29 protein-coding genes are annotated in these 19,407 nt (G+C 49.2%); 28 read left to right on the top strand and 1 reads right to left on the bottom strand.

Annotated features, from left to right (window positions below):
• Positions 1–5 precede the first annotated feature (5 nt).
• The gene (locus IDZ20_RS02225) at positions 6–2,735 is read right to left on the bottom strand and encodes a TonB-dependent receptor (protein ID WP_188149796.1); all 2,730 of its coding nucleotides are present in this window, start codon (positions 2,733–2,735) and stop codon (positions 6–8) included.
• A gap of 303 nt (positions 2,736–3,038) precedes the next feature.
• Between IDZ20_RS02225 and IDZ20_RS02220 the strand changes: the two genes are divergently transcribed.
• The 28 genes from IDZ20_RS02220 to rpsD all read left to right on the top strand — a co-directional run bounded on the left by IDZ20_RS02220 (position 3,039) and on the right by rpsD (position 19,405).
• Complete coding sequence (locus IDZ20_RS02220; protein WP_245792055.1) at positions 3,039–5,090, top strand: endo-1,4-beta-xylanase; 2,052 nt, start codon at positions 3,039–3,041, stop codon at positions 5,088–5,090.
• A gap of 14 nt (positions 5,091–5,104) precedes the next feature.
• Positions 5,105–6,601, top strand: a complete 1,497-nt coding sequence (locus tag IDZ20_RS02215; protein WP_188149795.1) for a mannitol dehydrogenase family protein — start codon at positions 5,105–5,107, stop codon at positions 6,599–6,601.
• Positions 6,602–6,768: 167 nt separating this feature from the next.
• Complete coding sequence (gene rpsJ, locus IDZ20_RS02210; protein ID WP_085158858.1) at positions 6,769–7,080, top strand: 30S ribosomal protein S10; 312 nt, start codon at positions 6,769–6,771, stop codon at positions 7,078–7,080.
• A gap of 144 nt (positions 7,081–7,224) precedes the next feature.
• The gene (rplC, locus tag IDZ20_RS02205; RefSeq protein WP_188149794.1) at positions 7,225–7,869 is read left to right on the top strand and encodes a 50S ribosomal protein L3; all 645 of its coding nucleotides are present in this window, start codon (positions 7,225–7,227) and stop codon (positions 7,867–7,869) included.
• A gap of 20 nt (positions 7,870–7,889) precedes the next feature.
• Positions 7,890–8,504, top strand: coding sequence for a 50S ribosomal protein L4 (gene rplD, locus IDZ20_RS02200; protein WP_188149793.1), 615 nt, complete (start codon positions 7,890–7,892; stop codon positions 8,502–8,504).
• Complete coding sequence (gene rplW / locus IDZ20_RS02195; protein ID WP_188149792.1) at positions 8,501–8,797, top strand: 50S ribosomal protein L23; 297 nt, start codon at positions 8,501–8,503, stop codon at positions 8,795–8,797. Before rplD ends, rplW begins: the two co-directional genes overlap by 4 nt.
• A 13-nt stretch (positions 8,798–8,810) precedes the next feature.
• Positions 8,811–9,638 carry a 50S ribosomal protein L2 gene (gene rplB, locus IDZ20_RS02190; protein ID WP_188149791.1) on the top strand — a complete coding sequence of 276 codons (828 nt, stop codon included), beginning with the start codon at positions 8,811–8,813 and terminating at the stop codon, positions 9,636–9,638.
• A 33-nt stretch (positions 9,639–9,671) separates the two neighbouring features.
• Positions 9,672–9,947, top strand: coding sequence for a 30S ribosomal protein S19 (rpsS, locus tag IDZ20_RS02185; protein WP_188149790.1), 276 nt, complete (start codon positions 9,672–9,674; stop codon positions 9,945–9,947).
• Positions 9,948–9,969: 22 nt separating this feature from the next.
• Entirely contained in the window at positions 9,970–10,302 is a 333-nt protein-coding gene (gene rplV / locus IDZ20_RS02180; protein ID WP_188149863.1) for a 50S ribosomal protein L22, read from the top strand.
• 14 nt (positions 10,303–10,316) lie between these two features.
• Entirely contained in the window at positions 10,317–10,991 is a 675-nt protein-coding gene (rpsC, locus tag IDZ20_RS02175; RefSeq protein WP_188149789.1) for a 30S ribosomal protein S3, read from the top strand.
• Between the two features lie 51 nt (positions 10,992–11,042).
• Positions 11,043–11,456, top strand: coding sequence for a 50S ribosomal protein L16 (gene rplP, locus IDZ20_RS02170; protein WP_188149788.1), 414 nt, complete (start codon positions 11,043–11,045; stop codon positions 11,454–11,456).
• Complete coding sequence (rpmC, locus tag IDZ20_RS02165; protein WP_188149862.1) at positions 11,456–11,647, top strand: 50S ribosomal protein L29; 192 nt, start codon at positions 11,456–11,458, stop codon at positions 11,645–11,647. Before rplP ends, rpmC begins: the two co-directional genes overlap by 1 nt.
• Before the next feature lie 21 nt (positions 11,648–11,668).
• Entirely contained in the window at positions 11,669–11,935 is a 267-nt protein-coding gene (rpsQ, locus tag IDZ20_RS02160) for a 30S ribosomal protein S17 (RefSeq protein WP_188149787.1), read from the top strand.
• Between the two features lie 76 nt (positions 11,936–12,011).
• On the top strand, positions 12,012–12,380 hold the full coding sequence (rplN, locus tag IDZ20_RS02155; protein WP_188149786.1) for a 50S ribosomal protein L14: 369 nt from the start codon (positions 12,012–12,014) through the stop codon (positions 12,378–12,380).
• A 30-nt stretch (positions 12,381–12,410) separates the two neighbouring features.
• Positions 12,411–12,728 carry a 50S ribosomal protein L24 gene (gene rplX, locus IDZ20_RS02150; protein ID WP_188149785.1) on the top strand — a complete coding sequence of 106 codons (318 nt, stop codon included), beginning with the start codon at positions 12,411–12,413 and terminating at the stop codon, positions 12,726–12,728.
• Positions 12,729–12,746: 18 nt separating this feature from the next.
• Positions 12,747–13,286, top strand: a complete 540-nt coding sequence (gene rplE, locus IDZ20_RS02145; protein WP_188149784.1) for a 50S ribosomal protein L5 — start codon at positions 12,747–12,749, stop codon at positions 13,284–13,286.
• A gap of 14 nt (positions 13,287–13,300) precedes the next feature.
• Positions 13,301–13,606, top strand: a complete 306-nt coding sequence (gene rpsN, locus IDZ20_RS02140) for a 30S ribosomal protein S14 (protein ID WP_188149783.1) — start codon at positions 13,301–13,303, stop codon at positions 13,604–13,606.
• Positions 13,607–13,632: 26 nt separating this feature from the next.
• Positions 13,633–14,025: a 30S ribosomal protein S8 gene (rpsH, locus tag IDZ20_RS02135; RefSeq protein WP_188149782.1), complete on the top strand. Its 393-nt coding sequence runs from the start codon at positions 13,633–13,635 to the stop codon at positions 14,023–14,025.
• Positions 14,026–14,079: 54 nt separating this feature from the next.
• Positions 14,080–14,613, top strand: coding sequence for a 50S ribosomal protein L6 (rplF, locus tag IDZ20_RS02130; RefSeq protein ID WP_188149781.1), 534 nt, complete (start codon positions 14,080–14,082; stop codon positions 14,611–14,613).
• A 36-nt stretch (positions 14,614–14,649) separates the two neighbouring features.
• Positions 14,650–15,000, top strand: coding sequence for a 50S ribosomal protein L18 (gene rplR, locus IDZ20_RS02125; protein ID WP_188149780.1), 351 nt, complete (start codon positions 14,650–14,652; stop codon positions 14,998–15,000).
• 10 nt (positions 15,001–15,010) lie between these two features.
• Positions 15,011–15,526: a 30S ribosomal protein S5 gene (rpsE, locus tag IDZ20_RS02120; protein WP_188149779.1), complete on the top strand. Its 516-nt coding sequence runs from the start codon at positions 15,011–15,013 to the stop codon at positions 15,524–15,526.
• 69 nt (positions 15,527–15,595) lie between these two features.
• Positions 15,596–15,781, top strand: a complete 186-nt coding sequence (gene rpmD, locus IDZ20_RS02115; protein ID WP_188149778.1) for a 50S ribosomal protein L30 — start codon at positions 15,596–15,598, stop codon at positions 15,779–15,781.
• 1 nt (position 15,782) lies between these two features.
• Positions 15,783–16,217 carry a 50S ribosomal protein L15 gene (gene rplO / locus IDZ20_RS02110; RefSeq protein ID WP_188149777.1) on the top strand — a complete coding sequence of 145 codons (435 nt, stop codon included), beginning with the start codon at positions 15,783–15,785 and terminating at the stop codon, positions 16,215–16,217.
• Between the two features lie 46 nt (positions 16,218–16,263).
• On the top strand, positions 16,264–17,610 hold the full coding sequence (secY, locus tag IDZ20_RS02105; RefSeq protein ID WP_188149776.1) for a preprotein translocase subunit SecY: 1,347 nt from the start codon (positions 16,264–16,266) through the stop codon (positions 17,608–17,610).
• 29 nt (positions 17,611–17,639) lie between these two features.
• Positions 17,640–17,756, top strand: a complete 117-nt coding sequence (gene rpmJ / locus IDZ20_RS02100; protein ID WP_080516688.1) for a 50S ribosomal protein L36 — start codon at positions 17,640–17,642, stop codon at positions 17,754–17,756.
• Between the two features lie 219 nt (positions 17,757–17,975).
• The gene (rpsM, locus tag IDZ20_RS02095) at positions 17,976–18,332 is read left to right on the top strand and encodes a 30S ribosomal protein S13 (protein WP_188149775.1); all 357 of its coding nucleotides are present in this window, start codon (positions 17,976–17,978) and stop codon (positions 18,330–18,332) included.
• 44 nt (positions 18,333–18,376) lie between these two features.
• Entirely contained in the window at positions 18,377–18,772 is a 396-nt protein-coding gene (gene rpsK, locus IDZ20_RS02090) for a 30S ribosomal protein S11 (protein ID WP_188149774.1), read from the top strand.
• Between the two features lie 12 nt (positions 18,773–18,784).
• The gene (gene rpsD / locus IDZ20_RS02085) at positions 18,785–19,405 is read left to right on the top strand and encodes a 30S ribosomal protein S4 (protein WP_188149773.1); all 621 of its coding nucleotides are present in this window, start codon (positions 18,785–18,787) and stop codon (positions 19,403–19,405) included.
• The last annotated feature ends 2 nt before the right edge of the window (positions 19,406–19,407 follow it).

Here is a 19,407-nt window from a genome sequence, read left to right as displayed (position 1 = left end):
TAGTTTTAAATTTCGCCGCGTAAGGTGAGCCGCCACTGACGGTCATCTACGGCAAAACGGTTGGCGTAGCGCTGGTTATCGAAATAGCCATCTTCATATTCATAGGGGCCGCGCTCGGTTCTAGATTCACTGCCGCCAAGGTTCTGGCCATCCAAGGCTATCTGCAATCGATCGCTTAAACGCAGGGCCACCGAGGCGCCGAGACGGCCGCTGGATTTCTGCCATGTGGGGCGGTTGGTTTCCAGGTCGATTGCCGACTGCAGTGAGTCGTCTCGCCAGTTGTAGTTGAAGGTAATACTGAGTCGTTGATTCTGGTAGGTTCCAGATAGCGACAGAGTATTTTTGGAGAGCCCTTCAATTGGTAATTTTTCATCGGCGATTTGGGTGCCGCTTTCACTGCGCATATGGGTGTAGGCCGTTTGCAAGGCTATATTCCGCAAGGCGCCGGGCAGAAATCCCAGCTTTTGCCGCAAGCCAAATTCTATACCTTCAATATTTGAGTCGCCGGCGTTGATCAGTTTTTCCACTTCGACCAGTCGAGTTTGACCGTTGTTGGTGAATTGTTCCTCAACCACGCTGCGCTCGATCGAGTCGCGAAGCTTCTTATAAAATGCGGCGGTATAGGCGCTGCCGCTTTCGGCAAAGTTCCATTCGAGGCTGGTATCGTATTGTTCAACTCTTACCGGTTTTAGCTGTGGGTTACCAGTGCTGCCCAGCCAGCGCTTAACCCGCGTAACGCCCTCGCCATTAACATCGACTGTTTCGGTTTCGGCTCGAACGCTAGCGTAGGAACGAATTTGATCTGTGCGCGCGCGCGCCAAGGTGCTAGAGCCAGCTACACGCCACAGCCAGCGAGGTGACAGCTCAAATTGAATGTAGGCACTGGGGAGGGCGTGCGTTGTCTGATCGGTATCTTTACGTGCGGTAAACGAACCATTGGCAAAGTCCTGTTCGGCATCGTCGAGGGTATCGCCTTCATCCTCCAGAAGAACGTATTCCCCAAAACCTTGAGCATTTACGTTGGACTCAACGAGGCGCAAGCCAAGGTGTCCTTCACTTGCGCCGAGCGGTGTCGCTTCGTAGCCAAGCTTCAGCATTAAATAAAGGGCTGAGGTATTGCGCTCTACTTGTTTGGCGTCCTCAAAGGAAAAGCTGTCGGCGTGCCAGCCTTCGTTTTCGTCACCGGATTTTATTTCGTTAGGCAGTAGCTGCGAGGCTAGCGCCATATCGGATACCAAGGCGAAGGCGGGGAAGACAAAACCTGTTTTGACGGCGCTGTCGCTGCGATAGAAGTGATCGAAGCGACGATACTCCGTGTGCTCGGGGTGATTCGTGCTGACGTATTGCAGTGGTAAATTCCAGTTGTCGCTAAGTGATCCCCAGTTGTAGCCCGCGTCCAAAAGGTCCGTTTGTTCTTGGCTGAGGCGCCCACCAAAGCGCAGTGCGCGAATGCCAAAGTCATTCGTCAATTGGTATGCGCCATCGAGTTTAAATGCGCTCAACTCAGCTTGGCTGGACTCAATATGGTCCATTGCCGAGTTCCAGAAGTAACCTTCGTCGTGATTGGGCGTGTTGGCGTCAATCGATAGTTGTGGTTGAGCGCTACGCAGATCGAGATAGAACTGTTCGACGTAGCGGCTGGTGGTAACGCTAAAGTCTAGAGTTTCTGTTTTCGCTTTTACGTACTGTATGTCGCCCTGTAATGCGAGTTTGTTGTTCGCTACCCAAGCAAAAGCGAGGCTGTGCTCTTGGGTTTTGTTGTCTCGTGTGGCCACTTGAGTCGAGCCATTTAAGCGCACGCCATTCCCGGCTACATCGCCACGCCAAGCATTTGATTCAAGCTGGCCAGACAAAAATTGGCCGTTGGGCGACAGTTCGAAATGGCTGTTTTCAGCGGCAACCAAGCCGGTGTCTGAGTCGCGCAAGCCGACGGTCGAGTTGCGGTTGTGGGTGTTAACTAGGGCCACAATATTTTGCAAGGTTAGGGTTAGCAGTGGGGTTGGAGCCCACTGGGCAACCGAGGCGAAGGTTTGATGTTGCTCGTCGCGGTTCTCCCGTTTCCATTTGATGCCTCGGGGTATAAAGGCTTGTGTGTCGTCGATGTCGAATCGGCGAATATAGGGCTCGAGTTGGAAGCTATCAGTCTGGCGTGCCGTCTCTTGATATTTAATGGTGGTTAGCCAGCCAAAGTTGCCATATTGCGTTCCCCAGCGATGACTGCTGAGTGCGCTTAGCTGTGGGCGCAACTCTTGTGCGAGATCTCCATAGTTAACACCAAGATTATAAAGCGCGGTGTTAGAGCCTAGGTTGAGGGGTTGTTTGGTTCGAATGTTGTAAGTGCCGCCGACGCTGCCTTCAATCATGCTGGCATCGGGGCTTTTGTAGGTGTCGACGCCTTCCATCCACTCGCGCGATACGTCCGACCAGCTGAGCCCATGACCGTTGGGGACGGTAAACACGTCGCGCCCGTTCAGTTCGGTGCGAACTTGTGGCAGCCCTTGGATTTTCACGCCAGTGCCCTGGGACTCAAACAAGCTTAGGGTCGTGTTGGCGATGTCTTCTAGTTCGAGACTCGTTGTTGGGGTTGCATTGCTAGGCCTAGTGACGTTTGTGGTTGGCCCGAGACGAACCGAGGGTTGCTGTTCTGCTGCTTGTGGATGAGCGTAGTCTGCGGCAGCGAGATAGCTGAAGATAACGAATAGGGGAACAATTAGGGTATGTTTTTGGGGAGGCAAATCTAATCCTTGCTTCTAGGGTGTTTGGCGCGATAATTATCAAAAAGGAATATAGATCGATATTATAGTGTTAGTTACTGCATTTTAAAAATAATTAAATAGTATTGGTTTTTGTTTTTCGGGTTAGTAAATCTAATGAGTGTAAATGCGCCATTGTGATAACCGCGTCAAATTTTACGGCTCTGTATTTCTCTCCGGCTTGATTGAAAAACCACTTGCAAGGTTTGGGTGAGTTACATACTGTCTGCTGTCTTTAGTTAAGGTTGGGGCAACCCTCGGCCGCAATCAAAATGGGTGTTAGTTATGCTTGGTCGAGATGTTTTTAAGCTGGAGATGGTGTTGGTGATACTAAAGCGGCTCTCGCTTGCGGGGCGGTCGTTGGCGGTCGCGCTGTTGTTGGGCGTTGCTTTGGTTGGTTGTGGTTCGTCGGCGAAACCCTCTGATGGTGGCAAAGTAACGCCGGTACCAACCACCGCGCCAACGTTGGAGCCAACGGCAGCGCCGACGCTGGAGCCAACCATGCTTCCCTCAAATGAGCCTACAGTCGAGCCTAGCGGTACGCCAACGCGCCCTGCAACGGCGCCTGCAGGCGGTGTGGTGCTTATTGATGGTGCCCCGACGGCGGCGAGCTTTTGGGGTGGCAATAGTGAAGTCGAGGGCGAGCCTGTGGCGACGCGATCTGTTGTGGTTGCGGATCATAGCGAATTCACCGAGGCAACGCGTATCAGTGTTCAGAGCCCGACGGGGGAGTTTTGGAATGGCCAGTTAAGTTTCAATATTAACGCCGCGGTTGCTGAGAATGACGTTGTTTTGATCCACTTATATATCCGCTCGATTGAGAATAGTTATGAGTCGGGGAATAGTTTTACCACCGTTTTTATTGAGAATGATACCTACGATAAGTATATAAATCGCGAAATTAGCGCGGCGAGCGAGTGGCAAGAGTATTACCTCCCGGTAACCATAACCGCCGCCGAGTCATTGGGAAATATCGCTCTTAAGTTTGGTGTTGGTGCTGGCGATCGGGCGCAGGTCTTCGAGGTCGGGGGCGTGGAGCTTCTCAGCTATGGTTCCACCTATACTGCGGCACAGCTGCCAATGACTCAGCCTACTTATGAGGGCCGTGAGCTGGATGCCGAGTGGCGCGCAGAAGCCGAGGCGCGTATCGAACAGTACCGCAAGGGTGATTTTGCTTTAACTATTTTAGATGCTAGCGGTGCGCCGGTCGCCTCGCAAGCAGTTGCCGTCGAGTTTCAGCGACACCGATATCATTTTGGGTCGGTAACTGTGGGCAATATTCTCATGGGCGATAGCGCCGATAGCGCTACCTATCGCAGTAAAGTCGTCGAAATGTTTAATCAGAGCGGCCCAGAAAATGATTTGAAGTGGGGGCCTTGGGCGGGCGAGTGGGGGGCATCGTTTAATAAAACGACTACGTTGGCAGCGCTGCAGTGGCTGCGCGATCAGGGTTTATATACCCGTGGTCATGTCATGGTATGGCCGTCGAAGCGCAATCTGCCCGAGCTAATGCAGGAGTATTTGCCCGACGACCCCGCCAATGCCGACCCTGCGGCAAAGCAGGTCGTACTTGATCATATCGACGATATTGCCTCGGCGACCTTAGATTACGTGGACGAGTGGGATGTCGTTAATGAGCCCTACGATAATCATTATCTGATGGACGCATTTGGTAACGGGGTGATGTTGGATTGGTTCAGTCGAGCGCGTACCAATATGCCCGGTCACGGCTTATTTATTAATGACTACAGTATTCTGTCCGCTGGCGGACGGAATGCCGCTCACCAACAGCATTATGAAGACACCATTCGCTATCTCGTTGAAAACGAAGCGCCTATCACCGGTATCGGCTTGCAGAGCCACTTCGGCGAAAGTCCAACCTCTATTGCTAAGGTCTACTCCTTGTTAGAGCGTTATAGTTCGGCCTTTCCCGCGCTCGATATTCGTGCCACTGAGCTCGACATTAATACGGATGACGAAGCTCTGCAGGCCGATTATACCCGCGACTTTTTAACCATCTTTTTTAGCCATCCATCCACCGTGGGTGTCCAGTTGTGGGGCTTTTGGGCGAATGCTCATTGGTTGCCCAAGGCGGCGATGTACACCAGCGACTGGCAGCTTCGGCCCAACGGTGAGGCGTGGAAAGAGCTTATTTATAGCACTTGGTGGAATGACTTTGGGTTGGTTACTGATACCGAGGGGCGTGTCGCGGCTCGCGGGTTTTATGGAGACTATAAAGCTACGGTAATGATAGACGGCACTGCGACTGAGTTTGAATTCAACCTCAGTCCTAACGCTACAAATGAATTTAGCTTCTCGTTAGCTACGTCAAATTAATCGGGGTTAACGCTATGGATCGACTCAGCAATAAAACATTGGCGCGCGTGTCGGCTGCCAAGTTGCCGCGTTACGACCGAGCGAGCCTAACCGTTGGCATCGTGCATCTTGGTATCGGGGCTTTTCATCGCGCCCATCAAGCGTGGTACACGGATACCGTATTGGCTGGAGGCGATACGCGCTGGGGGATTTTGGGGTGTAGCTTGCGCTCCTCTGATGTCAGAGAGCAGTTGGGCGAGCAGGATGGCTTATATGCACTCGTTGAGCGGGGGGCTGAGGGTGAGCGCCGCCAAATAGTTGGCTCTGTTGTTGGTGTGCTGGTTGCGCCCGACGACCCAAAGGCGGTGGTGATGGCGATGGCCGACCCGCGGGTCTCGGTGGTATCGATTACTATTACGGAGAAGGGTTATTGCCTAGACCCTGCGACTGGGCGGTTAAATTTAGCGCATCCCGCTATAGTGGCAGATTTAAAGTGTCCTGCAGCGCCGTCGACGGCGCTGGGATTGCTTGTCGCTGCTTTGGCGGCTCGGCGCGCGGCTGGCGTGCCCAGCTTTACCGCGCTAAGTTGCGATAACCTGCCGCACAATGGAAGAGTGCTGGCAGCGGCTGTTATCGCTTTCGCAGAGGCGCTTGACCCTGATTTGGCGAGCTGGATCTCGATCAATACTAGATTTCCATCGAGCATGGTAGATCGTATCGTACCGGCGACCACAAGTGACGATCGCGATGCGGCGGCGCGTGCTTTGGGGGTGCGAGACGAAGGCGTCGTTTTGGCAGAGCCGTTTAGTCAGTGGGTCATCGAAGACAGCTTTTGTGGCGAGCGTCCCGCTTGGGAAAAGGCTGGCGCATTGGTCGTGAGCGATGTTGCGCCTTACGAGCAGATGAAGCTGCGCTTGCTAAACGGTAGTCATTCGCTACTCGCTTACAGTGGCTACCTGGCCGGTTATGAAACGATTAGTGATGTGATGCAAAACGCTGCATTTGTTAATATGTGCGCTGTGTTCATGGCGACAAATGCAGCGCCAACCTTGAGTTTGCCTGCGAGCTTTGACATACAGGGTTACCAATATAAGCTCCTAGAGCGCTTCTCAAATCCGGGGCTGCGGCACCGCACATGGCAGATCGCAATGGATGGATCGCAAAAGCTACCGCAGCGGATTCTAGACAGTGCCCGCGATCAGCTTGCGCGCGGTGGTGATATCGAGTTGCACTGCTTAGCTATTGCGGCCTGGGCGCGCTACATCTCGGGCGTAGATGAGCGAGGGGCTGAAATCGATGTTCAGGACCCTCTGGCAATCGAGCTTCGCAGCTTATCTGACCGCTATCCGCTAACGGCTAGCGAGCCTAACTCGGTGCAAGCGCTCGTTACAGCGCTGCTCGATGTTGAGTTAGTGTTTGGTCGTGACCTACCTAACAGTGAACGCTTTGCTTCTGGTGTTATATTTTGGTTGCGAGAGATTCTCGAGCACGGCATTAAAAATGCTGTAGAGCGCCGTTTTTCCAAGTGCTGAGCGCCGTAAACTTGGCTTCCGACCCGCTTAAATCGACATATTAAAATTAATTGTTTTCTATGTTGACAGCTGGCTACTCTGTCATTAGAATTGCGCCCTCATTTCAGCCAGCCCACAGCCGTGAGTTGCGTTGATTGTTCTTTAAAAATATTTGGAGTTTGGTTCAGATGCAGAATCAACGTATTCGAATTCGTTTAAAGGCTTTTGATCACAAGTTGATTGATGCCTCTACGCAAGAGATTGTTGATACAGCAAAGCGCACTGGTGCTCAGGTTCGCGGTCCTATCCCGCTGCCTACTCGTAAGGAACGCTTTACTGTACTGATTTCGCCGCACGTAAATAAAGATGCGCGTGATCAATATGAGATTCGCACCTATAAAAGGTTGCTCGACATTGTTGAGCCAACCGAAAAAACAGTCGATGCCCTGATGAAGCTAGATCTAGCTGCGGGTGTTGAGGTGCAAATTAGTCTGGGCTAAGGCTTCAGGTACAGCCTTTTGGCGCTGGCAGCAAGTTTGCTGTTGGTAGAGTTGAAAGGCGTGTAACGCTCTGAAATGGGCGGCCATAGCGGGTCCTCTTCAATTAGAAGATGGGAAAGCCCCGTACACTTAGAGGTTATTGAAATGACGATTGGAATTGTCGGCCGCAAAAGCGGTATGACACGCATTTTTACTGACGATGGTATATCCGTCCCTGTCACTGTGATTGAGGTTGATCCTAATCGCATCACTCAGGTTAAAAACGCAGAAACCGACGGTTACGCAGCAGTGCAAGTAACTGTAGGGTCTCGTAGAGCCTCCCGTGTCACCAAATCAGAAGCGGGCCATTATGCTAAGGCGCAAGTCGAAGCAGGTCGTAGCTCTTGGGAATTGCGCAACACCACAGGTGAGCAATTTGAAGTTGGTGGTCAGCTTACTGTTGAGACATTCGAAGCAGGTCAAAAAGTTGATGTAACGGGCACTTCTAAAGGTAAAGGTTTTGCTGGTGGTGTTAAGCGTTGGAATTTTTCCATGCAAGATGCTACTCACGGTAACTCCTTGTCTCACCGAGCCCCTGGTTCCATTGGTCAATGTCAAACTCCAGGGCGCGTTTTCAAAGGCAAAAAGATGGCTGGCCACATGGGTGCTGAGCGTTGTACTACTCAGAATCTAGAAGTTGTCAGGGTCGATGTTGAGCGTAATCTGCTGTTGATTAAGGGTGCTGTTCCTGGTGCTCCAGGCGGTGACGTGATCGTTCGTCCAGCAGTTAAATTGCGCAACAACGGTTAAGTGTCCCGGGGGAGTCAATCATGGAATTAAGTATTGCTACGCCTCAAGGCGCCAAAGGTACCGTTGCGGTATCGGAAGTGGCTTTTGGTAAAGAATTTAATCAAGACCTAGTGCATCAGGCGGTTGTGGCTTATCAGGCTGCTGCGCGTCAGGGTACTAAGGCACAAAAAACACGCTCAGACGTATCGGGTGGCGGTAAAAAGCCATGGCGTCAAAAAGGTACAGGCCGCGCTCGTGCAGGTACCATTCGTAGTCCAATTTGGCGTTCGGGTGGTGTTACTTTTGCTGCTCGTCCTCGCGACTATGAGCAAAAGCTAAACAAGAAGATGTATCGCGCAGCTTTGCGTTGCATTCTTTCTGAGTTGGCGCGCCAAGAGCGTTTGGTGGTGGTTGAAGAGTTTGATCTCGATACTCCAAAGACTAAAGCTTTGGTGCAGAAGTTGGCTCAGTACAATTTGTCTGATGTCTTAATTGTGTCTGCAGAGGTTAACGAGAATTTGTACTTGGCTTCTCGCAATCTACACAAAGTTGATGTGCGTGATGTACAAGCAATTGACCCAGTTAGCCTGATTCGTTTTGAAAAGGTTGTGATCACTGTGTCTGCACTCAAAAAACTTGAGGAGGTGCTGGTATGAACCAGGAGCGCCTATATAAAGTTCTGTTAAGCCCTGTTGTTTCTGAAAAAGCAGCAGCAATTGCTGAGTTATCTAACCAGGTAGTATTTAAGGTGGTTAAAACAGCAACTAAGGCTGAAGTAAAGGCTGCAGTAGAAAAACTGTTTAAAGTAGACGTTAGCGGCGTTCGCGTTCTTAACGTAAAAGGTAAAACCAAGCGCACTAAGCACGGCATGGGTCGTCGTAGTGACTGGAAAAAAGCCTATGTCTCTCTCGCGCAAGGTCAAGAGATTGACTTTGAAATAGCGGAATAAGGAGCGGAATGTCATGCCGATTGTAAAACGTAAACCGACGTCAGCTGGTCGCCGCTTTGTTGTTAGCGTAGTGAACCCTGATCTACACAAGGGTGCTCCTTACGCGCCTTTGCTGGAGAAGCAAAGTAAGTCTGGCGGTCGTAACAATAATGGCCGTATTACTACCCGTCACATTGGTGGTGGTCATAAGCAGCATTACCGCGTTATTGATTTTAAGCGAAATAAAGATGGTATCCCTGCAAAGGTAGAGCGTCTTGAATACGATCCAAACCGCAGTGCAAACATTGCTCTCGTGTGTTACTTGGATGGTGAGCGTCGCTATATTATTGCGCCGAAAGGCATGTCAGCTGGTGATGTGATTGAGTCTGGCAATATGGCCTCAATCAAAGTAGGTAACACGCTTCCTATCCGTAATATTCCGGTTGGTAGTGTTATTCACTGTGTTGAGTTAAAGCCTGGTAAGGGTGCTCAGATTGCTCGCTCAGCGGGAACATCTGTACAGCTCGTTGCTCGTGAAGGTCGTCACGCTACTCTGCGCTTGCGCAGTGGTGAGATGCGTAAGGTCCTTACCGATTGCCGTGCGACTTTAGGTGAAGTTTCAAATGGCGAGCACAACTTACGCTCGCTTGGTAAGGCTGGCGCAACGCGCTGGCGCGGTGTTCGCCCAACCGTTCGCGGTGTTGCGATGAACCCGGTGGATCACCCGCATGGTGGTGGTGAAGGTCGTACTTCGGGCGGTCGTCATCCGGTTTCACCTTGGGGTACGCCAGCTAAGGGTTATAAGACTCGCAGCAATAAGCGTACAGATAAAATGATTATTCGTCGTCGCAATAAGAAGTAAGCAACGACATTCTAGCTAAAAGAGGAAAGAACAGTGCCACGTTCACTGAAGAAAGGTCCTTTTGTTGACCACCACCTGATGAAAAAAGTGGAAGTTGCCGTTGAGGCTAACGATCGTCGACCAATTAAAACTTGGTCTCGCCGCTCAATGATTTTACCGGGTATGGTCGGCCTAACACTTGCCGTACATAACGGTCGCCAGCATGTGCCGGTGATGGTAAACGAAGAGATGGTAGGCCACAAATTAGGTGAGTTCGCGGTTACTCGTACTTACCGTGGTCACGTAGCAGACAAGAAAGCGAAGCGCTAAGCGCACTTAGCGAGGAATAATGATGGAAGTAGCAGCTAAATTACGCGGTGCAGGCATGTCGGCGCAGAAAGCTCGATTGGTCGCAGACCAGATCCGCGGTAAAACAGTAGAAGACGCTTTGGATTTGTTGGCCTTCAGCCCTAAAAAAGGTGCTGCTGTCATCAAGAAAGTTCTGGAGTCTGCTATTGCAAACGCAGAACACAACGAAGGCGCTGATGTAGATGAGCTTAAGATCTCCACGATATTTGTGGATGAAGGCTTGACAATGAAGCGAATTAAGCCGCGTGCCAAGGGTCGTGCTGACCGTATTTTGAAGCGCACTTGCCACATTACTGTAAAAGTATCGGATCAATAAGAGAGTAAAGACTTATGGGTCAGAAAGTACATCCAACAGGCATCCGTCTTGGCATTGTTAAAAAACATACCTCAACTTGGTATGCAGGCAAAGACGATTACGCGAATAAGCTAAACGAAGATTTAAAAGTTCGTAGCTTTATTCAAAAGAAATTGGCCCACGCTTCAGTGAGCCGAGTAGACATCGAGCGTCCAGCTAACACTGCACGCGTTACTATTCACACTGCTCGTCCCGGCATTGTGATTGGTAAAAAAGGTGAAGACGTTGAAAAGCTACGCGCTGAAATTAGCCGTCAGATGGGTGTGCCAGTGCACATCAACATCGAAGAGATTCGCAAGCCAGACCTTGATGCCTTATTAGTGGCTCAAAGCGTGGCTCAGCAGCTAGAACGCCGTGTTATGTTTCGTCGCGCTATGAAGCGTGCGGTACAGAACGCTATGCGCCAAGGTGCTGAAGGTGTGAAGATTCAGGTGGGCGGTCGCTTGGGTGGTGCAGAAATCGCACGTACCGAGTGGTATCGAGAAGGTCGTGTACCTCTTCATACGCTTCGTGCTGATATTGACTACGCAACAGCTGAAGCGGCCACAACCTACGGCATCATTGGTGTTAAGGTTTGGATCTTTAAAGGCGAAGTTATTGGCGGTATGGAAGAAGTTGAGTCCAACCAGAAGAAGAAGAACTCGAAGTAATTTCGTAGTTCGCATAACTAAATTTTGACGAATTAGGTAAGGGTTAGGCACATGCTGCAACCAAAGCGTACAAAATTCCGTAAACAAATGAAGGGTCGCAATCGCGGCCTAGCCCATCGCGGCTCCAAAGTTAGCTTTGGTGAATACGGACTGAAATCGGTCGTCCGCGGTCGTCTCACTGCTCGTCAGATTGAAGCGGCCCGTCGAGCAATGACTCGTCACGTTAAACGTGGTGGTAAAATTTGGATACGAGTTTTCCCTGACAAGCCTATTACTGAAAAGCCTCTGGAAGTTCGTCAGGGTAAAGGTAAGGGTAACGTTGAATACTGGGTTGCTCAGATTCAACCAGGAAAAGTCCTTTACGAAATGGAAGGTGTTTCCGAAGAATTGGCGCGAGAGGCATTTGCTCTTGCTGCAGCGAAACTGCCTATTCTTACAACTTTTGTGAAGCGGTCGGTGATGTGATGAATGCTAAAGAACTTAACGAAAAATCAGTTGAAGAACTGAACGGCGAACTGCTTTCTAAGCTGGAAGCTCAGTTTAAGCTTCGCATGCAAAAGTCAACAGGCCAACTGAATCAGACTCACTTGGCAAAGCAAGCCCGTCGCGACATAGCTCGCATTAAGACTGTGCTGCGTCAAAAAGCAGGCAACTAAGCAGAGCGTAGGTAATTGATCATGGCTGAAGCAGAAAAATTAGTTCGTACGCTAACTGGTAAAGTTGTTAGCGACAAAATGGATAAATCCATAGTTGTTCTTATCGAGCGACGCGTTAAGCACCCTGTTTACGGTAAATACGTAAGCAAGTCATCAAAGCTTAAAGCGCACGATGAGACGAACGAAAGTAAAGCAGGCGATACCGTAACTATCGCCGAATCGCGCCCACTGTCCAAATCTAAATCTTGGACTCTGGTTAAAATCGAAGAGCGCGCAACAGAAATCTAAGCGAATCGCCAGGTGCTTAACCCTTGAGGTCTTTGGTCCTTGGTAGTGAGCACAAGTAGAGTTTCGGAGAAAGACGATGATTCAAACAGAAAGTTATTTGGAAGTGGCCGACAACAGTGGTGCACGCCGAGTGATGTGTATCAAGGTTTTGGGCGGCTCCCATCGTCGCTATGCGAGAGTGGGCGATGTCATTAAGGTTACTGTAAAGGAAGCAATTCCCCGCGGTAAGGTTAAGAAAGGCCAAGTTATGAGAGCGGTAGTTGTGCGCACTAAGAAGGGCGTACGTCGTGCGGATGGTTCAATCATTCGTTTTGATGATAATGCAGCCGTACTTTTAAACGCCCAAGATGCTCCCATAGGAACACGTATCTTTGGACCAGTTACCCGCGAGTTGCGTGGTGAAAAGTTCATGAAGATTATTTCTCTGGCTCCCGAAGTACTCTAACGCGCCCAGAGGTCAAGAGGAAATATAGTTATGCGTAAGATTAAACGTAATGACGAAGTGGTGGTAATCACCGGTCGTGACAAAGGTAAGCGCGGAAAGGTAAATCGTGTGCTTTCGGAAGACCGAATAATCGTCTCCGGAATACAGATGATCAAGAAGCACCAGAAGCCTAACCCTCAGTTAGGTGTTGCTGGCGGCATTATTGAAAAAGAAGCTCCTATACAGGTTTCTAACGTAGCGATCTACAACCCTAGCAGCAAGAAGGCAGATCGTGTGGGTTTTAAAGTGTTGGAAGATGGAAACAAGATTCGCGTTTTCAAATCCAGCGGCGAATCGATAGACGCATAAGCGGACTGAGTGAATAAAATGGCCAGGCTGAAAGAAATTTATCTAAACGAAATCGCCCAAAAGTTGAAAGACGAGCTGGGTTTGAAAAACGTGATGGAAGTTCCGCGTATCACCAAGATCACCTTAAACATGGGTGTTGGCGAAGCGATTGGGGACAAGAAAGTATTGGAAAATGCTGTTGCTGACCTCGAGAAGATTGCTGGCCAAAAGGTCGTGGTGACTAAGGCTCGCAACTCTATCGCAGGTTTTAAAGTACGTGAAGGATGGCCTGTAGGCTGTAAGGTTACTTTGCGTCGTGAAAAAATGTACGAGTTTTTGGATCGTCTAGTAAGTATCGCAATCCCTAGGATTCGTGACTTCCGAGGTGTTAGTCCAAAGCAATTTGATGGTCGTGGTAATTTTTCTATGGGTGTAGATGAGCAAATTATCTTCCCTGAGATTGAATACGATAAAATCGACAAGCTGCGCGGTTTGGATATTTGTATCTCGACTACTGCACGTACTAACGAAGAAGGCCGCGCTTTGCTTAAAGCGTTTAACTTCCCATTTAAAGGCTAGGAGTTGATTGAGACATGGCTAAGAAATCAATGATCGCCCGTGAAGTTAAGCGAGCTAATGCAGTTAGCAAATTTGCTGCTAAGCGCGCTGAACTGAAAGCAATTATCAACGGTGTAGATTCCACTGATGAGCAAGTTTGGGAAGCTGTAGAACAGCTACAAAAACTACCGCGCGACGGTAGCCCAGCTCGACAGCGTAATCGTTGCCGTATTACTGGTCGTCCACACGGCGTTTATCGCAAGTTTGGATTGTGCCGTAACAAATTGCGTGAAGCTGCTATGCGCGGCGACGTGCCCGGCCTGGTTAAAGCCAGTTGGTAATCCAGGTAATAGTAGGAGCTTAATCTATGAGTATGCAAGACCCTATCGCCGATATGCTCACACGCATTCGCAACGCACAAATGGTCGGTAAAGTAAATGTTGCTATGCCTTCTTCGAAGTTGAAGAAAAGCTTGGCAGCCGTATTGAAAACTGAAGGTTATATTGCTGACTTCTCCGTTTCAGATGGTGTTAAAACCCAGCTAAACGTAGAGCTGAAATATTTCGAAGGTAAGCCTGTTATCGCAGAGCTGGATCGCGTAAGTCGTCCAGGTTTGCGTGCCTACGCTGGCAAGGACGAGCTTCCTTCAGTTCGCGGTGGACTCGGTATCGCTATCGTTTCGACCAGTAAAGGTGTTATGACTGACCGTGCAGCTCGCGCTGCGGGTGTTGGTGGTGAGATTCTCTGTACAGTTTTCTAATTTTAGGAAACAACTCAGAGTCTGTAACAGGAATAGTATTGACGGGTATTCGTTATGTCACGTGTTGCAAGCAGTCCAGTTGAGATGCCTAAAGGCGTCGAGGTAAAGCAAAGCGGCCAAGAGCTAACCGTAAAAGGTGGCAATGGTACGCTTGCTTTACAAGTCCACAACAATGTGGAAGTTAGTATCGAAGAAAATGTCATTAAGTTTGCAGCTCGTGATGGTGCTAAGTCATCGCGTGCACTTGCCGGAACTATGCGTGCTTTAGTAGCGAATATGGTTCAAGGCGTAAGCGCTGGTTTTGAGCGTAGGTTGCAGCTAAATGGCGTTGGTTATCGTGCAAAGGCAGCCGGAAATGTCGTTAATTTGACATTGGGTTTTTCGCATCCAATCGATTACGAGTTACCGAAGGGAGTGACGGTTGAAACGCCTACACAAACTGAAGTGCTTTTGAAGAGCGCCGACAAGCAGCTGCTGGGTCAGGTAGCTAGCGAGATTCGCGCCTTCCGTCCGCCAGAGCCTTATAAAGGTAAAGGTGTTCGCTACTCTGATGAGTACGTACGTCGTAAAGAAGCTAAGAAAAAGTAAGCCCTAGGCAACGTAGCTAAAAATAGGTTTTTAAATATGAACGCTAAGAAGCAATCAAGAATACGTCGCGCAACTCGGGCTCGCGCCAAGATCCGTGACCTGCGTGTTACTCGCCTTTGCGTCAATCGTACGCCTCGACATATATATGTGCAGGTTATCGACGCAAATGGCGGCAAAGTGTTGGCTAGTGCTTCCACCCTCGAGAAAGACTTGCGCGGTGGAAAAACTGGTAATGTCGAAGCAGCAGCTCAAGTAGGCAAGTTAATTGCCGAGCGTGCAAAATCCGCAGGCGTAACGTCTGTAGCATTTGATCGCAGCGGCTTTAAATATCACGGTCGGGTAAAAGCATTGGCAGATGCAGCTCGCGAAGGCGGATTGGAATTCTAAAGGTTGATTTATGTCTCAGCAAAATAAACGAGTAGATGAAAGTACCGCCGAAGGTTTACAAGAAAAGCTTGTACAGGTAAACCGCGTTGCTAAAACTGTTAAAGGTGGACGTATATTTGCGTTTACTGCGCTTACAGTCGTTGGTGATGGTAACGGTAAAGTAGGTTTTGGTCGTGGTAAGGCTCGCGAAGTACCGATTGCTATCCAGAAGGCTATGGAAGCTGCGCGTCGTAATATGATCGAGGTTGAGCTGAATGGAGATACCATTCAATACCCAACTCGTGGCCGTCACGGCGCTTCAAAAGTATATATGCAACCTGCATCGCAGGGTACTGGTGTAATTGCTGGTGGCGCAATGCGTTCTGTGTTGGAAATTGCCGGCGTGCAGAACGTATTGGCAAAGTGCTACGGTTCTACAAATCCAGTTAACGTTGTTCGCGCAACTTTTGAAGCACTGCGCGCTATGGCTTCTCCTGAGTCTGTTGCTGCTAAGCGCGGCAAGTCAGTTGAAGATATCTTGAATTAAGTTTGGTGTTTTGTCCTTTCGGGGAAACTGCACTAACAAGAAAGTGAGCACCGGTTTAAGGTGAATAACATGGCTAAGAAAACGCTTAAAGTAACTCAACTAAAAAGCGCCTTTGGGCGTTTGAAGGCTCACCGAGCTTGTGTAGCGGGCTTGGGTTTGCGTCGCATTAATCATACTGTAGAAGTGGAAGATACCCCTTCTGTACGCGGCATGATTAATAAAGTTAACTACATGGTAAAAGTGGAAGGAGAGTAAGATGCGTCTCAATACTTTAAGTCCTGCTCCTGGAAGCACTTCCGCTAAAAAACGCGTTGGTCGCGGTATCGGTAGTGGTTTAGGTAAAACCGCCGGTCGCGGTCACAAAGGTTTGAAAGCTCGCTCTGGTGGTTCAGTTAAGCCAGGTTTTGAGGGTGGTCAGATGCCACTTCAGAAGCGTTTGCCTAAGTTCGGTTTTACTAGCCGAGTGGGTCGCGTTTCAGCAGAGATTCGTTTGTCTGAACTCAATAGCGTCGAGGGCGATGTAGTTGATTTGGCTGCATTAGTTGCTGCTGATTTGGTAAATGCCAATATCAAGCGCGCTAAAGTATTCCTTTCTGGTGAAATTAAGAAAGCGGTTACCTTAAAAGGTATCGCAGTAACCAAGGGTGCCAAAGCTGCTATCGAAGCTGCTGGCGGTAAGATCGAAGAGTAATCGCCGAATCCGTAAACAAAGTCCGAACATAATAAGAGAGGATTAGATGGCAACCCCGGGTAATATGCCGCTAGGTAGTCAGAAAGGTTTAGGCGAGCTTTGGTCTCGCCTAAAATTTTTGTTTTTGGCGATTCTTGTTTATCGCTTGGGTACGCACATACCCGTTCCTGGTATTGATCCGGAGCAGGTTGCGCAGTTGTTTAATCAGAATCAAGGTACGATTTTGGGCATGTTTAACATGTTCTCTGGCGGTGCGTTAGAGCGCATGAGTATCCTTGCTCTTGGAATTATGCCGTACATTTCTGCATCGATCATAATGCAATTGATGAGCTCGGTATCGCCGACTTTAGAAGCGCTAAAAAAAGAAGGTGATGCGGGGCGGCGTAAGATTAGCCAGTACACGCGATATCTAACCGTCCTGCTCGCGTTGGTTCAGGCGTTTGTGATGGTGGCTGGTATGGCTGGCCAAGGCATGGCTTATGCAGGTCTCCATCAGGTTAGCTTCTACTTGATCGCTGTAACTTCGTTGGTAACCGGTGCCGTATTTATGATGTGGCTCGGTGAGCAAGTTACTGAGCGAGGTGTCGGTAACGGCATTTCAATGTTGATCTTTGCTGGTATCGTAGCTGGACTGCCAGCTGCAGTAGGGCAGGCATTTGAAAGTGCGCGTCAAGGCGACTTGCATATTTTGATGCTATTGGCTCTTTTATTCGCCGCGATAGCGATCGTGTGGTTTGTAGTTCGAATGGAGCGCGGCCAGCGCCGTATTACAATTCAGTATGCGCGCCGCCAGCAAGCGGGTCGTATGGGGCAAGGCCCAGCACAGACAAGCCATTTACCGCTCAAGATTAATATGGCTGGTGTTATCCCGGTAATCTTCGCGAGCAGCATATTACTGTTCCCAGCATCTATCGCGCAGTGGTTTGGTAATGCGAGTGAAGGCAAGGCTGCAGAGATTCTCCAAGAAGTCGCTCTGATGATCGGTCCGGGACAACCGCTTAACTTTGTAATATTCGGTTTTTTGATCGTAGCATTCTGTTTTATATACACGGCGATGATCTATAACCCTAAAGAAGTCGCCGACAATTTGAAGCGTGGTGGTGCCTATATTCCGGGTATTCGTCCAGGTGATCAGTCAGCAAAGTTTATTGATAATGTTTTAACCCGATTGACTGTAGTTGGTTCTATTTACATCGCTGCTGTCGCACTGTTACCTCAGTTTTTGATGGTTTCAGCGAACGTACCCTTCTATCTTGGTGGCACTTCACTACTGATCGTTGTGGTTGTGGTTATGGATTTTATGTCGCAGGTACAGTCGCACTTGATGTCGCATCAGTACGAGTCTGTGATGAAGAAAGCTAATTTGCAAACCTATGGGCGGGGCGCCCGCTAGGCTCCCGGTTTATTTTTGAGGTAATCATAATGAAAGTTCGTGCATCAGTTAAGAAAGTTTGCCGTAATTGCAAAATTGTACGTCGCAAGGGTGTGCTTCGTGTAATTTGTAGTGTTGAGCCGCGTCACAAGCAGCGTCAAGGCTAATTTTTCTGTAGTGTTTAAAGGGTGTTGGGTAGCTATTACCTAAAGCCATTCGGGAATTCAGTTCCTGATAAATCGGAGGTGTTAACTGTCGTGTAGATGGAAACGTCTACACTATTGCAATTTAGTGGTTTTGCGGCTATTCTTGCGCGCCTTTTGGGGCTGTGGGGTGGCCAAAGCTGCTGTTAACACTGAAAATCTTGTCTAGTTGGAGTAAGTTGGATGGCTCGTATCGCTGGTGTCAATATACCAGATCATAAGCATGCCGTTATTTCCCTAACCTATGTGTTTGGAATTGGCAAAACCTCAGCCCAGCAAATTTGTGCGGCTACAGGTATCGCAGAATCTACCAAGATTGGAGACCTCGATGAGGCCCAAGTGGATTCGATCCGCAACGAAGTTGCAAAGCTGACAGTAGAAGGTGATTTACGCCGTGAACTGTCCATGAACATCAAACGTTTGATGGATCTGGGCTGTGTACGTGGTCTTCGTCATCGTCGCAATCTGCCAGTGCGTGGTCAGCGTACCAAGACCAACGCTCGCACTCGTAAGGGTCCGCGCAAGCCTATTAAGAAGTAAGCTGCGGTTCAACTTTCCACTAATTTGTTTGGGAAACTATTACTATGGCTAAGCCAAGTGGTAAAAGCACGACCAAGAAAAAGGTCAAAAAGACCGTTGTTGACGGCGTCGCACATATACACGCCTCGTTTAACAACACTATCGTAACGATTACAGATCGTCAGGGTAATACTCTGTCGTGGGCAACTGCAGGTGGTTCAGGCTTCCGTGGTTCGCGTAAAAGTACTCCTTTCGCAGCACAGGTTGCAGCGGAGCGCGCAGGTCAAGCCGCTCAAGAGTATGGTTTGAAAAATTTGGATGTTGAAGTGAAGGGCCCTGGCCCCGGTCGCGAGTCGGCTGTTCGTGCGTTGAATAATGTTGGCTACAAAATTACCAATATTACTGATGTGACGCCGATACCACACAACGGCTGTCGTCCACCCAAGAAGCGTCGAGTATAAGGAGGAACAAAAGTGGCACGTTATATAGGTCCTACTTGTAAATTATCTCGTCGTGAAGGCACTGACCTTTTCTTAAAAAGCGGCGTACGTCCATTAGAGTCAAAATGTAAAGCAGAAGCAGCTCCAGGCCAACACGGTCAGCGTCGCGGTCGTTTATCCGACTACGGTGTCCAGTTGCGTGAGAAGCAAAAAGTTCGTCGTACTTACGGCGTACTTGAGAAGCAATTCCGTAGCTATTACAAAGAAGCTGCACGCCGTAAAGGCGCAACAGGTGAAAACCTTTTGAAATTGTTGGAATGCCGACTTGATAACGTTGTTTATCGCATGGGTTTCGGTTCTACTCGTGCAGAATCGCGCCAGCTGGTTTCTCACAAAGCAATTTTGATAAACGGTAAAACTTTGAATATCCCTTCTTACCAAGTGAAGGAAGGCGATGTTGTATCTATCCGTGAAAAGGCGAAAGCTCAGTTACGTATCCAAAACTCAATGGGTATTGCGGCGCAGCGTTCGGATGTTGAATGGGTAGATGTGAATACCGACAAGAAAGAAGGTGTGTTTAAACGCGTACCTGATCGTGCTGATTTGCCAGCCGATATTAACGAGAACTTGATCGTAGAGCTTTACTCTAAGTAAGT

This window comes from Teredinibacter waterburyi, from assembly GCF_001922985.1.
In the GTDB taxonomy this organism is placed as follows: domain Bacteria; phylum Pseudomonadota; class Gammaproteobacteria; order Pseudomonadales; family Cellvibrionaceae; genus Teredinibacter; species Teredinibacter waterburyi.
The sequence above is the reverse complement of the archived record's forward strand: the minus strand, read 5'-3'. Positions and strand labels throughout refer to the sequence as shown.

Coding starts and splice junctions, on each gene's coding strand:
- rplF (WP_188149781.1), top strand. CDS start 14,080: ATGTCACGTGTTGCAAGCAGTCCAGTTGAGATGCCTAAAGGCGTCGAG.
- rplC (WP_188149794.1), top strand. CDS start 7,225: ATGACGATTGGAATTGTCGGCCGCAAAAGCGGTATGACACGCATTTTT.
- rpsC (WP_188149789.1), top strand. CDS start 10,317: ATGGGTCAGAAAGTACATCCAACAGGCATCCGTCTTGGCATTGTTAAA.
- rpsH (WP_188149782.1), top strand. CDS start 13,633: ATGAGTATGCAAGACCCTATCGCCGATATGCTCACACGCATTCGCAAC.
- rpsQ (WP_188149787.1), top strand. CDS start 11,669: ATGGCTGAAGCAGAAAAATTAGTTCGTACGCTAACTGGTAAAGTTGTT.
- rplO (WP_188149777.1), top strand. CDS start 15,783: ATGCGTCTCAATACTTTAAGTCCTGCTCCTGGAAGCACTTCCGCTAAA.
- rpmJ (WP_080516688.1), top strand. CDS start 17,640: ATGAAAGTTCGTGCATCAGTTAAGAAAGTTTGCCGTAATTGCAAAATT.
- rpmD (WP_188149778.1), top strand. CDS start 15,596: ATGGCTAAGAAAACGCTTAAAGTAACTCAACTAAAAAGCGCCTTTGGG.
- rplR (WP_188149780.1), top strand. CDS start 14,650: ATGAACGCTAAGAAGCAATCAAGAATACGTCGCGCAACTCGGGCTCGC.
- rplE (WP_188149784.1), top strand. CDS start 12,747: ATGGCCAGGCTGAAAGAAATTTATCTAAACGAAATCGCCCAAAAGTTG.
- IDZ20_RS02215 (WP_188149795.1), top strand. CDS start 5,105: ATGGATCGACTCAGCAATAAAACATTGGCGCGCGTGTCGGCTGCCAAG.
- rplW (WP_188149792.1), top strand. CDS start 8,501: ATGAACCAGGAGCGCCTATATAAAGTTCTGTTAAGCCCTGTTGTTTCT.
- rplD (WP_188149793.1), top strand. CDS start 7,890: ATGGAATTAAGTATTGCTACGCCTCAAGGCGCCAAAGGTACCGTTGCG.
- IDZ20_RS02220 (WP_245792055.1), top strand. CDS start 3,039: ATGCTTGGTCGAGATGTTTTTAAGCTGGAGATGGTGTTGGTGATACTA.
- rplP (WP_188149788.1), top strand. CDS start 11,043: ATGCTGCAACCAAAGCGTACAAAATTCCGTAAACAAATGAAGGGTCGC.
- rpsK (WP_188149774.1), top strand. CDS start 18,377: ATGGCTAAGCCAAGTGGTAAAAGCACGACCAAGAAAAAGGTCAAAAAG.
- rpmC (WP_188149862.1), top strand. CDS start 11,456: ATGAATGCTAAAGAACTTAACGAAAAATCAGTTGAAGAACTGAACGGC.
- rplV (WP_188149863.1), top strand. CDS start 9,970: ATGGAAGTAGCAGCTAAATTACGCGGTGCAGGCATGTCGGCGCAGAAA.
- secY (WP_188149776.1), top strand. CDS start 16,264: ATGGCAACCCCGGGTAATATGCCGCTAGGTAGTCAGAAAGGTTTAGGC.
- rpsN (WP_188149783.1), top strand. CDS start 13,301: ATGGCTAAGAAATCAATGATCGCCCGTGAAGTTAAGCGAGCTAATGCA.
- rplB (WP_188149791.1), top strand. CDS start 8,811: ATGCCGATTGTAAAACGTAAACCGACGTCAGCTGGTCGCCGCTTTGTT.
- rpsM (WP_188149775.1), top strand. CDS start 17,976: ATGGCTCGTATCGCTGGTGTCAATATACCAGATCATAAGCATGCCGTT.
- rplN (WP_188149786.1), top strand. CDS start 12,012: ATGATTCAAACAGAAAGTTATTTGGAAGTGGCCGACAACAGTGGTGCA.
- rplX (WP_188149785.1), top strand. CDS start 12,411: ATGCGTAAGATTAAACGTAATGACGAAGTGGTGGTAATCACCGGTCGT.
- rpsE (WP_188149779.1), top strand. CDS start 15,011: ATGTCTCAGCAAAATAAACGAGTAGATGAAAGTACCGCCGAAGGTTTA.
- rpsJ (WP_085158858.1), top strand. CDS start 6,769: ATGCAGAATCAACGTATTCGAATTCGTTTAAAGGCTTTTGATCACAAG.